Source organism: Bacillus sp. XT-2, from assembly GCF_025696525.1.
Lineage (GTDB): Bacteria > Bacillota > Bacilli > Bacillales > Bacillaceae > Bacillus > Bacillus halotolerans.
The window spans coordinates 223,911-236,118 of sequence record NZ_JAHVOC010000009.1; the positions used below are offsets into that span (position 1 = coordinate 223,911).

Sequence of the window (12,208 nt, forward strand, 5' to 3'; positions counted from 1 at the left end):
TATAAAGACAAGCATATTACACCCCCTAGCTTTAGACATACTCATACATCCCCTTAATCATTGAAGCTGGGGCAGGCGTAAAGGAGATTCAAGAAAGATTAGGGCATTCAGACATCAACACGACGATGAATATTTTCGCTCATATGACAAAAAATATCGAAGAAAAGACCTCCCATAAGTTCAGTGAACTTACGAAAGGTCTTCTCTAATTGGTGAAGTAAATTTGTTTCAAAAACTGAAAGTTAGCAAAAAGTTAGCATTTCGCTAATCTCCACCTTCCAAACCCCTATATATCAAGGGTTCTAGGCGATGATTACATCATTCCGCCCATACCGCCCATGCCGCCCATATCAGGCATTCCTGCGCCGCCGGCATTTTCTTCCGGTTTGTCAGCGACAACAGCTTCAGTTGTTAAGAGCATTGCTGCTACAGAAGCTGCGTTTTGCAGTGCAGAGCGTGTAACTTTCGTTGGGTCAACGATACCTTTTTCGATCATGTTTACCCATTCGCCAGTTGCAGCGTTGAAGCCTACGCCGATTTCTTCGTTTTTGAGGCGCTCAACGATGACGGATCCTTCAAGACCTGCATTGTGCGCGATTTGACGAATTGGCTCTTCAAGCGCGCGAAGCACGATGTTGATACCTGTTTGCGCATCACCTTCAGCTTCAACGGCAGCCACTTTGTTATATACGTTGACAAGCGCTGTACCACCGCCGGATACGATGCCTTCTTCAACAGCTGCGCGAGTTGAGTTGAGGGCGTCTTCGATGCGAAGTTTGCGTTCTTTCAGCTCAGTTTCAGTCGCAGCGCCGACTTTGATGACAGCTACGCCGCCAGCAAGTTTAGCAAGACGCTCTTGTAATTTTTCTCTGTCGAACTCAGAAGTTGTTTCTTCCACTTGTGCGCGGATTTGAGTGACGCGTGCAGAAATTTTATCTGTTTCGCCAGCGCCTTCAACGATTGTTGTGTCTTCTTTTGTAACAACAACTTTAGAAGCGCGTCCCAATTGTCCGATTTCAGTAGATTTCAGGTCAAGACCAAGATCTTCTGTGATGACTTCTCCGCCAGTAAGGACAGCGATGTCTTCAAGCATTGCTTTACGGCGGTCACCGAATCCAGGAGCTTTAACAGCAACTGCGTTGAATGTGCCGCGAAGTTTGTTCACAACAAGTGTTGCAAGAGCTTCACCTTCAACATCCTCAGCGATCAGAAGCAATGGTTTTCCTTGCTGAACAACCTGCTCAAGCACAGGAAGGATTTCTTGAATGTTTGTGATTTTTTTGTCTGTGATTAAGATGTAAGGATTGTCAAGAACCGCTTCCATCTTATCAGAATCAGTTACCATGTAAGGAGACGCATATCCGCGGTCGAATTGCATACCTTCAACAACTTCAAGCTCAGTTGTGAAGCCTTTAGACTCTTCGATTGTGATAACGCCGTCGTTGCCTACGCGCTCCATTGCTTCAGCGATAAGGCTTCCGACTTCCTCATCAGCAGCAGAGATCGCAGCAACCTGAGCGATAGATTCTTTGCCTTCGATTGGCTTAGAAATTTCTTTCAGATTCTCGATCGCAACGTTTACAGCTTGTTCCATACCTTTACGCACGCCTACAGGGTTAGCGCCTGCTGTTACGTTTTTAAGGCCTTCACGAATCATTGCTTGCGCAAGAACTGTCGCAGTTGTTGTACCGTCACCGGCAACGTCGTTTGTTTTGCTGGCTACTTCAGCTACAAGCTTAGCACCCATATTTTCAAACGCGTCTTCAAGTTCGATTTCTTTAGCGATTGTTACACCGTCATTAGTGATTAACGGAGAACCGAATTTTTTCTCTAGAACCACGTTGCGTCCTTTTGGTCCTAAAGTTACTTTTACAGCATCAGCAAGTGCATCAACACCGCGAAGCATTGCGCGGCGAGCTTCTTCACTAAACTTAATATCTTTTGCCATGTGTACGAAACCTCCTCGAATTTTTAAGTATTTGTTTATTTAAGAATTAGCCGATAACAGCTAAAATGTCACTTTCACGTAAGATTAAGTATTCAGTACCTTCGTATTTCACTTCAGTACCTGCGTATTTTGAGAAGATAATGCGGTCGCCCTCTTTTACTTCTAAAGCAACGCGCTCTCCGCTTTCTAACACGCGACCTGAACCAGCTGCCACGATTTTGCCTTCTTGCGGCTTTTCTTTTGCAGAATCCGGTAACACAATTCCGCTGGCAGTTTTTTCTTCAGATTCTACGAGTTCAATGACAACGCGATCACCTAATGGCTTTAACAATGTAATAACCTCCTCAATAGTATGAATATGTAATTTTAGCACTCAGCACTAAAGAGTGCTAACACAATTCTTATAATAAAGAATCTCACTTCCAATTTCAAGTGATAAGATAAAAAATTTTTCACGCTTACATCATTCTTTTCAGCTCAGATATCCCTTGGCTTTTTCACCCCCGATTCAATTATGTTACAATAGCTGTAGACAAAAGAAACCCATTTAACAAAGGAGTACATACCATTTGAGAAAACAGTATTGGTTTATTATTTTGACATATATCATCATGCAGTTTTCAGCAGTAATCGGGATTCCCTTGTTATTTAAATTCGGTTATGCGGGAGGACAGCCCACAAAAGAAAATCTGCTGTACGCGCAGGGATTATGGTCCGTCATCAGTTTTATTGCCTGTCTGATTGTTGTGTTGCTCATTCTCAGAACTGTGCCTAAAACTACGCTGCGGAACGAAAAGAAAGACTCGGTCGGACTTTCGATCCTTTGGGCGATAGCCGGGTTTTTCATAGCCCTTTTCTCTCAAGGAATAGCCGGTTCTATTGAATATTATGTATTTGGCATCGGAAGAGAATCAGAAAATACAAAAGCCATCCTGGATGTGATTCAGGCAGTCCCGCTTATGATTATCGTTTCTTCTATCATCGGGCCTATATTAGAAGAAATCATCTTCAGAAAAATCATTTTCGGCGCGCTGTACGAAAAAACAAATTTCTTTATTGCCGGACTGATCAGCTCCATTATTTTCGGAATTGTTCACGCGGATTTAACGCACCTTCTGCTGTATACGGCAATGGGCTTTACCTTTGCATTTCTATATGCGAGAACTAAACGGATTTGGGTGCCGATTTTCGCCCATGTAATGATGAATACATTCGTCGTCATTATGCAGCTTGAGCCTGTTCAGAAATACCTTGAACAGCAAAGCACACAAATGCAATTGATTATTGGAGGATTATTTTCATGAGAAACCCGATAGTGTGGGGAATGATCTACTTTGCCGTAGGGTGCATCTTTACTTATCTCGCCGCAAGCTCGCCAGGCAGCATGTGGTCATTTTACTCCATCCTGCTGATGGTGTTCGCTGCATACAACATCAGCATTTCTTTTAAGATGTTCGCCTTTTCATTTAAAATAAAGAAGAACCAGAAATAAAGAAAATCCATTTCTCTCTATGAGAAATGGATTTTTTATGTTGGCTAAGAAGAAACGTCCTGATCGGCAGCACTGTTTTTCTGCGCTTTCCGATAGGCAGCCTTCGATATTAAAATACTGATTTCATACAAAATCAAGAGCGGAACAGTCACCATCATATGAGACAAAAGCTCAGGTGGTGTGATCAGAGCAGCAATCACAAGCAGCGTAAAGTACGCATACTTTCTGATTTTCGCTAAGAACATCGGTGTCACAATTCCAAGCCTTGTCAAAAACATAAGGATGACCGGCATTTGAAACAACAGTCCAAACGGAATCGTCAGCTGCAGAAGAAAATGAAAATATTCATTAATTCCAATCACCTGAGTGACATTCAAATCCTGAGATATCCGTTTCATAAAATCGACAACAAAAGGAAATAAAATATAATAGGAAAAAGATAAACCCGCTAAAAACAGCAAAATAGAGATCGGAATGTAGCTGAGCGTTACTTTGCGCTCCTTTTCATAGAGGCCCGGGCTCACAAAAGCCCAAAGCTGATAGAGAATAACCGGCGAAGTCAGGACAATCCCGATGATAAACGCAAACTGCATAAACACATAAAGCGGGTCTGTCAGATTAAACGCATTGAGCGTGAGCTCCTTCGCTTCATCCGTTTCTTGCAGATACACTATAATCGGCTTCGCTAAAAAAAATCCCGCGATAAAGAAAACGACAAACGCCAGCGCCACAACCAGCAATCGTTTTCGAAGCTCCGCAATATGCTCCAGCAGCGACATTTGATTCACTTTCATTTGTGTCATCCTAACTTACTGATTCTCTTTCTTTTTTTCCTCATCATCACTCGCTAATCCTTTAGTAGCGTTTTTGAATTCACGAAGTGTGTCTCCAGCCGCTTTTCCCAACTCAGGCAGCTTTTTGGGGCCAAAGATAATCAGAGCAACGATTGCGATAACAGCAAGGCTTCCAGGACCGATCGGCATATTTGGGCTCCTCCTTTCCGGTTACTCGATTTCCTCTAAAACAGAATAATGCTTCAAGAAATAAACCAGTGACTGAAGCTCTACAGCTAAATCTATATGATGAATTCGAATGTGTTCCGGCACATTCAAACGGGCCGGCGTAAAATTAAGAATACCCTTGATCCCTAACGCAACCAATCTGTCGGTAATCGATTGGGCCGCAACTGCGGGCACTGTCAGAATGGCAACTGATTCGCCTTTTACATGCTTTTCAAGATCATCGAGGTTAAAGACGGGCACACCGCCTACCTCAGTTCCTATTTTACTCTCATTTATATCAAAAGCCATAGAAATTTTTGTGTTATTATTTTTTGTGAAATTATAGTGAAGAAACGCTGTTCCTAAGTTCCCGACACCAATCAGGATAACGTCTGTCATTTCATCCTGATCCAGCGTTTTTCGGAAAAATGACAGCAAATAATCGACATTATATCCGTATCCTTTTTTGCCAAGAGCTCCAAAATAGGAAAAATCCCTGCGAATCGTGGCAGAATCAACCTTTACGGCATCGCTGAGTTCAGCGGATGATACACGCTGTTTTCCTGACGCATGCAGATTCTTTAAAAAGCGATAATAAAGCGGCAGCCGTTTTGCCGTCGCCTGCGGAATTTTTGATTGATCCTTATTCATTTTTGGTCCTCCAAATTATACTCGGATAGTTCTCTTTTAAAGTCACCGTTTTTCCCGCCTGTCTTTTCCAGCAAGCAGGTAGGGCCGATGACCATCCCCTTATCAAGCGCCTTGCACATATCGTAAACAGTAAGGGCACACACCGATGCAGAAGTTAGCGCTTCCATTTCCACACCTGTACTCCCTTTCGTTTTGACCTGTGCTTTTATATGAAGTATAACTTCTGTTTCTTTTATTTTCCAGTCAAACGAAATATCGACCCCGCTCAAGGATAGCGGATGGCACATCGGAATGATATTTGATGTTTGTTTCGCAGCCATAATACCCGCCACCTGAGCGACAGCAAGTACATCTCCTTTGCCGATATCATGGCTTTTTATTTTCTCGTACACTTCACTCTTCATGTGTACGCTTGATACAGCCGCCGCAGTACGGACAGTCGAAGATTTTTCGCTGATATCCACCATCTGGGCTCTGCCCTGTTCATTAAAATGAGAAAATCCATTCATAGTAAAAACTCTCCTTAAACAGATCATACACTATTTTCTTCTCTATGTCTTATTCGGCCAATGTATTGTTTGCTGAGTTCTGGTTCATAAGCTACACTTAACTTATTATAGCAGAGGTGAAATAATATGATGATCTTACAAATTAATCAGCTTTCCAAATCATTTGGTGCTGATACTATTTTAAACAATATAAAGCTGGAAGTCAGAAACCGTGATCGCGTCGCAATTGTAGGAAGAAACGGCGCTGGGAAATCTACACTCCTTAAAATTATCGCAGGTCACCTTTCATATGAAAAGGGTGAAATGATCAAGCCGAAAGATATCACAATGGGCTATTTGGCCCAGCATACCGGCTTGGATTCTAAGCTTACCATAAAAGAAGAGCTGCTGACTGTTTTTGATCACTTAAAAGCAATGGAAAAAGAAATGCGAAACATAGAAGAAAAAATGGCGGCAGCTGACCCAAGTGAACTGGAAAGCATCATGAAAACCTACGACCGTCTTCAGCAGGAATTTAAAGATAAAGGCGGCTATCAGTATGAAGCAGATGTCAGATCTGTGCTGCACGGTCTCGGCTTCAGCCATTTTGACGATTCAACGCAGGTGCAAAGCCTGAGCGGAGGTCAGAAAACAAGACTGGCCTTGGGTAAGCTTCTGTTAACACAGCCTGATCTTCTCATTCTAGATGAGCCGACCAACCATCTGGACATTGATACGCTGACATGGCTTGAACATTATTTACAAGGCTATTCAGGCGCGATTCTGATTGTTTCTCACGACCGCTACTTTTTGGACAAAGTGGTGAACCAGGTGTACGAGGTATCAAGATCAGAAAGCAAAAAGTATCACGGCAACTACAGCGCTTATCTAGACCAAAAAGCTGCCCAATATGAAAAGGATCTTAAGCTGTATGAAAAACAGCAGGATGAAATCGCCAAGCTGCAGGACTTTGTAGACCGAAATCTGGCGAGAGCCTCAACGACAAAAAGAGCACAAAGCCGCCGGAAACAGCTTGAACGGATGGACGTCATGTCAAAACCGCTCGGCGACGAAAAATCAGCAAATTTTCATTTCGATATTACAAAACAGAGCGGAAACGAGGTCCTGCGGGTTCAGGATCTGACCATCAGCTATGAAAACCAGCCGCCGCTTCTGACAGATGTGTCGTTTAGGCTTACAAGAGGAGAAAGCGCCGCTCTTGTAGGTCCCAACGGAATCGGAAAATCAACCCTGCTGAAAACATTAATAAACACATTGAAGCCGGATCAGGGAACAATAGCGTACGGTTCAAATGTCAGTGTCGGTTACTATGACCAGGAACAGGCTGAGCTGACTTCCTCTAAACGCGTCATTGATGAGCTGTGGGACGAGTATCCGGAGCTTCAAGAGAAAGAAATTAGAACGTGCCTCGGAAATTTCTTATTCTCCGGGGATGATGTGCTTAAACCCGTCCATTCCCTAAGCGGAGGCGAAAAAGCAAGAGTGGCCCTGGCAAAGCTGATGCTGCAAAAAGCTAACTTTCTCATTCTTGATGAGCCGACGAACCATCTTGACTTAGACAGCAAAGAAGTTCTCGAAAACGCCTTGATCGATTATCCGGGCACATTGTTATTTGTCTCACATGACAGATATTTTATTAACAGAATCGCAACAAGGGTATATGAGCTTTCTCCAAACCATATTGAAGAATATCTCGGAGATTACGATTATTATACAGAGAAAAAAACACAGCAGCTGGAATTGGAGAAAATGAAACAGCAAGAGGAAACTGAAAAAGCCACGGTTGCAATGAAATCCGACTCTAAACGTTCTTATGAGGAAGAAAAAGAATGGAAAAAGAAAGAACGACAACGACTCAGACGCATAGAAGAAATTGAAACGACAGTTCAAACCATAGAAGAAAAAATCAGTCATAATGATGAATTACTTTGTGATCCGGAAGTATATCAGGACCACGAAAAGGTACAAGCCATCCACGCTGACAACGAGAAACTCAATCAAGAATTGGAAAACCTATTATCAGAATGGGAAGAACTATCCACAGAAGAAGATTAAAAAAAGTCAAGCACCTCTTTTTTAGAGGTGCTTTTTATCCACAGAAAATAACCTTATAAGCAAACGAAGAAAGCGGTTTATACACAATATCCACAAAATATTCTGAATTTATCCACTTTATTAACAGCCTCTCAACCCCTTTACCCATCTATATCTCTATAATTACTCACAGATATGTGGATAAATTGAGAATTATCTGTTAATAACAATAAAAAAGCCTCACTCCATTATGTCGTGAGACCTTGGTAAGAAGTCAGTTCAAGACCAGGCTGGCCATTCATATCATATGATCCGCGAATCCCTTTTTCAAAAGCAATTGTACCGGCCGCAGCAATCATTGCAGCATTATCCGTACATAAGGATAGCGGAGGAATGATGAGCGCCGTCCCCTCATGCTGGGAAAATTCCTTCTGTAACGCAGCTCTGAGTCCTCTGTTTGCAGCTACTCCGCCGGCCAAAAGAACCTGTTTGACACCATATTCTTTTGCAGCGCGTGCCGTTTTTGTCACTAAGACATCAATGACGCTATTCTGAAAACTGGCAGAAAGATCTTCCGGCGCAATGTCCTGTCCTTTTTGAGCCGCGTTATGAAGCGTATTGATCACAGCTGATTTCAGCCCGCTAAAGCTGAAATTATAAGAACCTTCTTCAAGCCATGCGCGAGGCAGAGGAATAGTGTCATTCCCTGATTCCGCAAGCTTGTCAATCTGCGGTCCGCCTGGATACGGGAGACCCATTGTTCTCGCCACTTTGTCATAAGCTTCCCCTGCTGCGTCATCGAGTGTTTCCCCGATTACTTCAAATGAACCGTGTTCTTTCATATAAACCAATTCCGTATGGCCGCCGGAAACGACCAATGCAAGCGCTGGAAAAACAATCTCTTCTACCAAACGGTTTGCGTAGATATGGCCCGCTATATGATGGACTCCAACTAACGGAATATGATGCGCAAAGCTCAATGCTTTAGCGGCGTTTACCCCGATTAGCAGTGCTCCCACCAATCCCGGGCCTTCAGTAACTGCAATCGCATCTATGTCACGATATGTCATGTCTGCTTTACGGAAAGCCTCTTCGATCACTAAAGTGATTTGCTCCACATGATGTCTTGATGCTATTTCCGGCACAACCCCTCCGAATCGTTTATGGCTTTCAATTTGAGAGGCCACAACGTTCGAGACGATTTCTGTTCCGTTTTTGACAATAGCTGCTGCCGTTTCATCGCAGCTCGTTTCGATTCCTAATATATAAAGATCTTTTTGCTCATTCATTTATCGTCACCCACATAATTAACGCATCTTCCCCGTTATCAGTATAATAGTTCTTTCTTATTCCGCCGGGCTGCATCCCGAACTTTTTATATAAACTTTGAGCAGGGTGATTGGAAACCCTCACTTCAAGCGAAAGCCGCCTCGCCTCTTTTTCTTTACAAAGCTCGAGAGCTGAACGAAAAAGTGCTTCTCCTAAAGACTGGCCCCTATACTCTGGTTTAATCGCTATATTTGTGATTTGGGCGTCGTCCATCACAATCCAAATCCCGCAATAACCCGCGATACAATCGTCCTTTTCAATCACGAGATAGTGGGCATACGGATTTTCAAGCAATTCATGATAAAACGAATCCTTCGTCCAGGGAGACGTAAAGGAGGATGTTTCAATTTCGTATACGTGATCAACATCATCAAGCTGCATTTTTCTGACTGCTGCTTTTGTTTTCATCCTATCACCCTACTTTTGACTTTCAATCCATTTCGCTTCAGCTTCTGCAAGCCGCAAATAATCCGGCACAAGCCCGTGAATATCAGCAGCTTCCCTATCCGCACCCAAGTAAGCCAATTCTGAAGGGCGGGGATTATGCTGAACCGCAGACCCTATGATTCCTTTTGTCCCTAATACATCCAGTATCGTCTCCTTGTGTATGGATGTATCATGTCCTAAAAACAAAACAGGGCGATCCTTCTCTTTTAGCATCTCCAGCCACTCTGTCAGCATCACATTTTGATCCGGCACAGCCTGTTCTAAAAGCCCGTTTTTATATTCATAAAGACCTGTATACACCTGTCCGCGTCTCGCATCAAATATAGGGCTGATCAGACCGTCAAAGTGACGTCCATTTGCCGCGAGCGCTTCAAGACTTGAAACAGCAGAAATCGGAATGTTTAAAGACCAGGCAAGTGTTTTGGCAATAGTTACACCGATTCTCACCCCTGTGTACGAGCCAGGACCTTTTGCGACAACAATTTTAGAAAGATCCTGCGGGGTTGTATCACAATCATTCAGCAAAGAATGAACAGCAGGCATCGCTCTCACAGAGTGATTCTTTTTTAAATATGTCATGTATTCTGCTATGACAGTGTTGTCCCGAAGCAGCGCTATGCCTAAAGTATAATTCGATGTATCAATTGCTAATATTGTCATGTCTACTTATCTCCTCACAAAGCATTTCATACCGATTCCCCACAGCTGTAAAGGTGATCTCTCTTTCATCATCACCAGCTCTTTTAATGACAATTTGCAGTCGCTCCTGCGGAAGCTGCTCTTCAATTAAATGTGCCCATTCCACTAAGCAGACACCTTGTCCATGAAAATATTCATCAAGTCCTAAGTCTTCACTCTCGTCTTCCATTCTGTATACATCCATATGAAAAAGAGGAAGTGAACCATCGTTATATTCTTTTATGATCGTAAACGTCGGACTGTTTACAACACGTGTAATTCCAAGTCCTTCAGCAAAACCTTTTGTAAAGGTTGTTTTCCCAGCTCCTAAATCGCCCTCTAATGTCAGGACGTCCCCAGGCTTTGAAAACGATGCAGTCAGCTTAGCAATCGCTTTTGTTTCTTCAGGATTTACAGTTCTCCATTTTAATTGCTTCACACGAGTCACCCGTCTTATTTAAAATGATTATATCCTTTTTTCTCTAAAGTCATTGTTTCTTCATCTGTCTTTAATACGACATTGGATTCTGTCTTTTCACGGACACATCCAATCTTTGTAATTGGCAGTTGAAGTCTGCTGCACTCCTGCTGTAACACTTCCCAGTCTTCCTTTGAGATCGTCCCAGTCAGCTCAAAATCCTCTCCGCCAAACAAAGCCCATTCCTTCCATTTGGAATTTAACTTAGGCAAGTCCGGATGAACTGGAAGAAGGCTCTCGTCAATTTCTATTGAAACAGAGCTGGATTCAGCAATTTCATGCAATTCACTTGCCAATCCGTCACTAATATCATTAAGAGCCACACGCTGAGCGTTCGAGCATAGTCTGCCAACACTCACTCTTGGGTGAGGCCGTTTATGCCTATTGATAAAGTAATCTGTTTCAAATGATGTTTCCGGATGGGAGGTCTCTTTTAGCAGCAATGAAAGTCCAGCGGCAGAAGAACCGATTTCACCAGTGACAAAGACAATATCATTCGGCTTTGCCAAACTGCGCAAACAGGCACGTCCCTTTTCAACTTCCCCAATCACAGTCACTGTGACGACTAGTTTATCGTTAGTAGAAACTGTATCACCGCCAATCAGGTCCATACAGTATAGTTTCGCCAGTTCATTCATTCCTTCATACATTGCCTTGATTTCTGATGCCGTCCATTTTGAAGGCACCGCAAGAGACACTAAATAAAACTTAGGAATACCTCCCATTGCGGCAATATCACTTATATTTATAGCCAACGCCTTATATCCAATGTCCTCCGGCGAAGAATAGCTCAATTTAAAATGCACGTCCTCTACCATTGTATCGACACATACAATTTCCTGCACACCGTTTTTCGCTGTGTAAAGAGCCGCATCGTCTCCAATTCCTACATCAACGGAAGAATGGTGAATGGTTCGCGGAGTAATACTATTAATTAAATCAAACTCATCCATTAACCAAACCTCCTTTTGGTCTGATTATGTTTTATATGTACTGTATCTAGTGTATCGGATTATGGTGAAATATCCAAGATATTGCCGATATAAAGAAAGCTTGGCTATCATACCGAGCAAAAGATGTAATAAAAGAAAACACAAAAAAAACGAAAACATGATCGTTTCGTTTACAATAAATGGCGGTCCGGACGGGACTCGAACCCGCGACCTCCTGCGTGACAGGCAGGCATTCTAACCAACTGAACTACCGGACCATTTTAATTTGGTTGCACCCTTTGGGCGCTCCTTATTTTAAAGGATATATTTTTTGGTTGCGGGGGCAGGATTTGAACCTGCGACCTTCGGGTTATGAGCCCGACGAGCTACCGAACTGCTCCACCCCGCGATGATATAATTAAGATAAAACTGCTTGGCGGCGTCCTACTCTCACAGGGGGAAACCCCCGACTACCATCGGCGCTGAAGAGCTTAACTTCCGTGTTCGGCATGGGAACGGGTGTGACCTCTTCGCTATCGCCACCAAACAATTGAGAGTGTTCTCTCAAAACTAGATAACAGGTGTGACATCATTAGAAATTAGGTTAAGTCCTCGATCGATTAGTATCTGTCAGCTCCATGTGTCGCCACACTTCCACCTCAGACCTATCAACCTGATCATCTTTCAGGGATCTTACTTCCTTGCGGAA

Annotated in this window: 14 protein-coding genes, 2 tRNA genes, 2 rRNA genes and 1 pseudogene; 4 read left to right on the forward strand and 15 right to left on the reverse strand. The window is 43.1% G+C overall.

The window, feature by feature from the left end; genetic code table 11:
• Positions 1-9 precede the first annotated feature (9 nt).
• A pseudogene (locus KXD37_RS20720) lies at positions 10-209 on the forward strand (tyrosine-type recombinase/integrase); the annotation flags it as partial.
• 104 nt (positions 210-313) lie between these two features.
• Here the strand turns inward: KXD37_RS20720 and groL are convergent.
• Positions 314-1,948 carry a chaperonin GroEL gene (gene groL / locus KXD37_RS20725; protein ID WP_188323578.1) on the reverse strand — a complete coding sequence of 545 codons (1,635 nt, stop codon included), beginning with the start codon at positions 1,946-1,948 and terminating at the stop codon, positions 314-316.
• Between the two features lie 46 nt (positions 1,949-1,994).
• Positions 1,995-2,279, reverse strand: a complete 285-nt coding sequence (gene groES / locus KXD37_RS20730) for a co-chaperone GroES (RefSeq protein ID WP_003155970.1) — start codon at positions 2,277-2,279, stop codon at positions 1,995-1,997.
• A gap of 238 nt (positions 2,280-2,517) precedes the next feature.
• Here groES and KXD37_RS20735 point away from each other — a divergent pair, with 238 nt between their 5' ends.
• Together KXD37_RS20735 and KXD37_RS20740 are read left to right on the forward strand one after the other, a co-directional pair.
• Positions 2,518-3,252, forward strand: coding sequence for a CPBP family intramembrane glutamic endopeptidase (locus KXD37_RS20735; protein WP_024120411.1), 735 nt, complete (start codon positions 2,518-2,520; stop codon positions 3,250-3,252).
• The gene (locus KXD37_RS20740; protein ID WP_024120410.1) at positions 3,249-3,440 is read left to right on the forward strand and encodes a DUF4305 domain-containing protein; all 192 of its coding nucleotides are present in this window, start codon (positions 3,249-3,251) and stop codon (positions 3,438-3,440) included. Before KXD37_RS20735 ends, KXD37_RS20740 begins: the two co-directional genes overlap by 4 nt.
• 44 nt (positions 3,441-3,484) lie before the next feature.
• Here KXD37_RS20740 and tatC read toward each other — a convergent pair whose 3' ends face one another.
• Genes tatC through moaC form a run of 4 tightly spaced genes read right to left on the reverse strand, consistent with a single transcriptional unit; the run spans position 3,485 to position 5,601 of the window.
• Complete coding sequence (gene tatC, locus KXD37_RS20745) at positions 3,485-4,243, reverse strand: twin-arginine translocase subunit TatC (RefSeq protein WP_081638244.1); 759 nt, start codon at positions 4,241-4,243, stop codon at positions 3,485-3,487.
• Positions 4,244-4,249: 6 nt separating this feature from the next.
• Complete coding sequence (gene tatAY, locus KXD37_RS20750) at positions 4,250-4,423, reverse strand: sec-independent protein translocase protein TatAY (protein ID WP_010333210.1); 174 nt, start codon at positions 4,421-4,423, stop codon at positions 4,250-4,252.
• A gap of 21 nt (positions 4,424-4,444) precedes the next feature.
• Entirely contained in the window at positions 4,445-5,092 is a 648-nt protein-coding gene (locus KXD37_RS20755) for a redox-sensing transcriptional repressor Rex (protein WP_010333209.1), read from the reverse strand.
• Positions 5,089-5,601 carry a cyclic pyranopterin monophosphate synthase MoaC gene (gene moaC / locus KXD37_RS20760; protein WP_010333208.1) on the reverse strand — a complete coding sequence of 171 codons (513 nt, stop codon included), beginning with the start codon at positions 5,599-5,601 and terminating at the stop codon, positions 5,089-5,091. Before moaC ends, KXD37_RS20755 begins: the two co-directional genes overlap by 4 nt.
• A 126-nt stretch (positions 5,602-5,727) precedes the next feature.
• On the opposite strand from moaC, the gene KXD37_RS20765 reads away from it, so the two are divergent.
• Positions 5,728-7,656 carry an ABC-F family ATP-binding cassette domain-containing protein gene (locus tag KXD37_RS20765; RefSeq protein ID WP_106021489.1) on the forward strand — a complete coding sequence of 643 codons (1,929 nt, stop codon included), beginning with the start codon at positions 5,728-5,730 and terminating at the stop codon, positions 7,654-7,656.
• A 227-nt stretch (positions 7,657-7,883) separates the two neighbouring features.
• Here the strand turns inward: KXD37_RS20765 and tsaD are convergent, their stop codons facing one another.
• From tsaD to KXD37_RS20810, 9 genes are all read right to left on the reverse strand, one after another.
• The gene (gene tsaD, locus KXD37_RS20770; RefSeq protein ID WP_254518077.1) at positions 7,884-8,924 is read right to left on the reverse strand and encodes a tRNA (adenosine(37)-N6)-threonylcarbamoyltransferase complex transferase subunit TsaD; all 1,041 of its coding nucleotides are present in this window, start codon (positions 8,922-8,924) and stop codon (positions 7,884-7,886) included.
• Positions 8,917-9,372: a ribosomal protein S18-alanine N-acetyltransferase gene (rimI, locus tag KXD37_RS20775; protein ID WP_024120406.1), complete on the reverse strand. Its 456-nt coding sequence runs from the start codon at positions 9,370-9,372 to the stop codon at positions 8,917-8,919. Before rimI ends, tsaD begins: the two co-directional genes overlap by 8 nt.
• 9 nt (positions 9,373-9,381) lie before the next feature.
• Complete coding sequence (tsaB, locus tag KXD37_RS20780) at positions 9,382-10,071, reverse strand: tRNA (adenosine(37)-N6)-threonylcarbamoyltransferase complex dimerization subunit type 1 TsaB (RefSeq protein WP_024120405.1); 690 nt, start codon at positions 10,069-10,071, stop codon at positions 9,382-9,384.
• On the reverse strand, positions 10,052-10,528 hold the full coding sequence (tsaE, locus tag KXD37_RS20785) for a tRNA (adenosine(37)-N6)-threonylcarbamoyltransferase complex ATPase subunit type 1 TsaE (protein ID WP_106021487.1): 477 nt from the start codon (positions 10,526-10,528) through the stop codon (positions 10,052-10,054). Before tsaE ends, tsaB begins: the two co-directional genes overlap by 20 nt.
• 14 nt (positions 10,529-10,542) lie before the next feature.
• Positions 10,543-11,520: a thiamine-phosphate kinase gene (thiL, locus tag KXD37_RS20790; protein ID WP_106022466.1), complete on the reverse strand. Its 978-nt coding sequence runs from the start codon at positions 11,518-11,520 to the stop codon at positions 10,543-10,545.
• Between the two features lie 180 nt (positions 11,521-11,700).
• Positions 11,701-11,777 (reverse strand) — tRNA-Asp (locus KXD37_RS20795).
• 54 nt (positions 11,778-11,831) lie between these two features.
• Positions 11,832-11,908, reverse strand: a tRNA-Met gene (locus KXD37_RS20800).
• 22 nt (positions 11,909-11,930) lie between these two features.
• Positions 11,931-12,046: ribosomal RNA gene (gene rrf, locus KXD37_RS20805) — 5S ribosomal RNA — on the reverse strand.
• Between the two features lie 53 nt (positions 12,047-12,099).
• Positions 12,100-12,208: ribosomal RNA gene (locus KXD37_RS20810) — 23S ribosomal RNA — on the reverse strand; the annotation flags it as partial.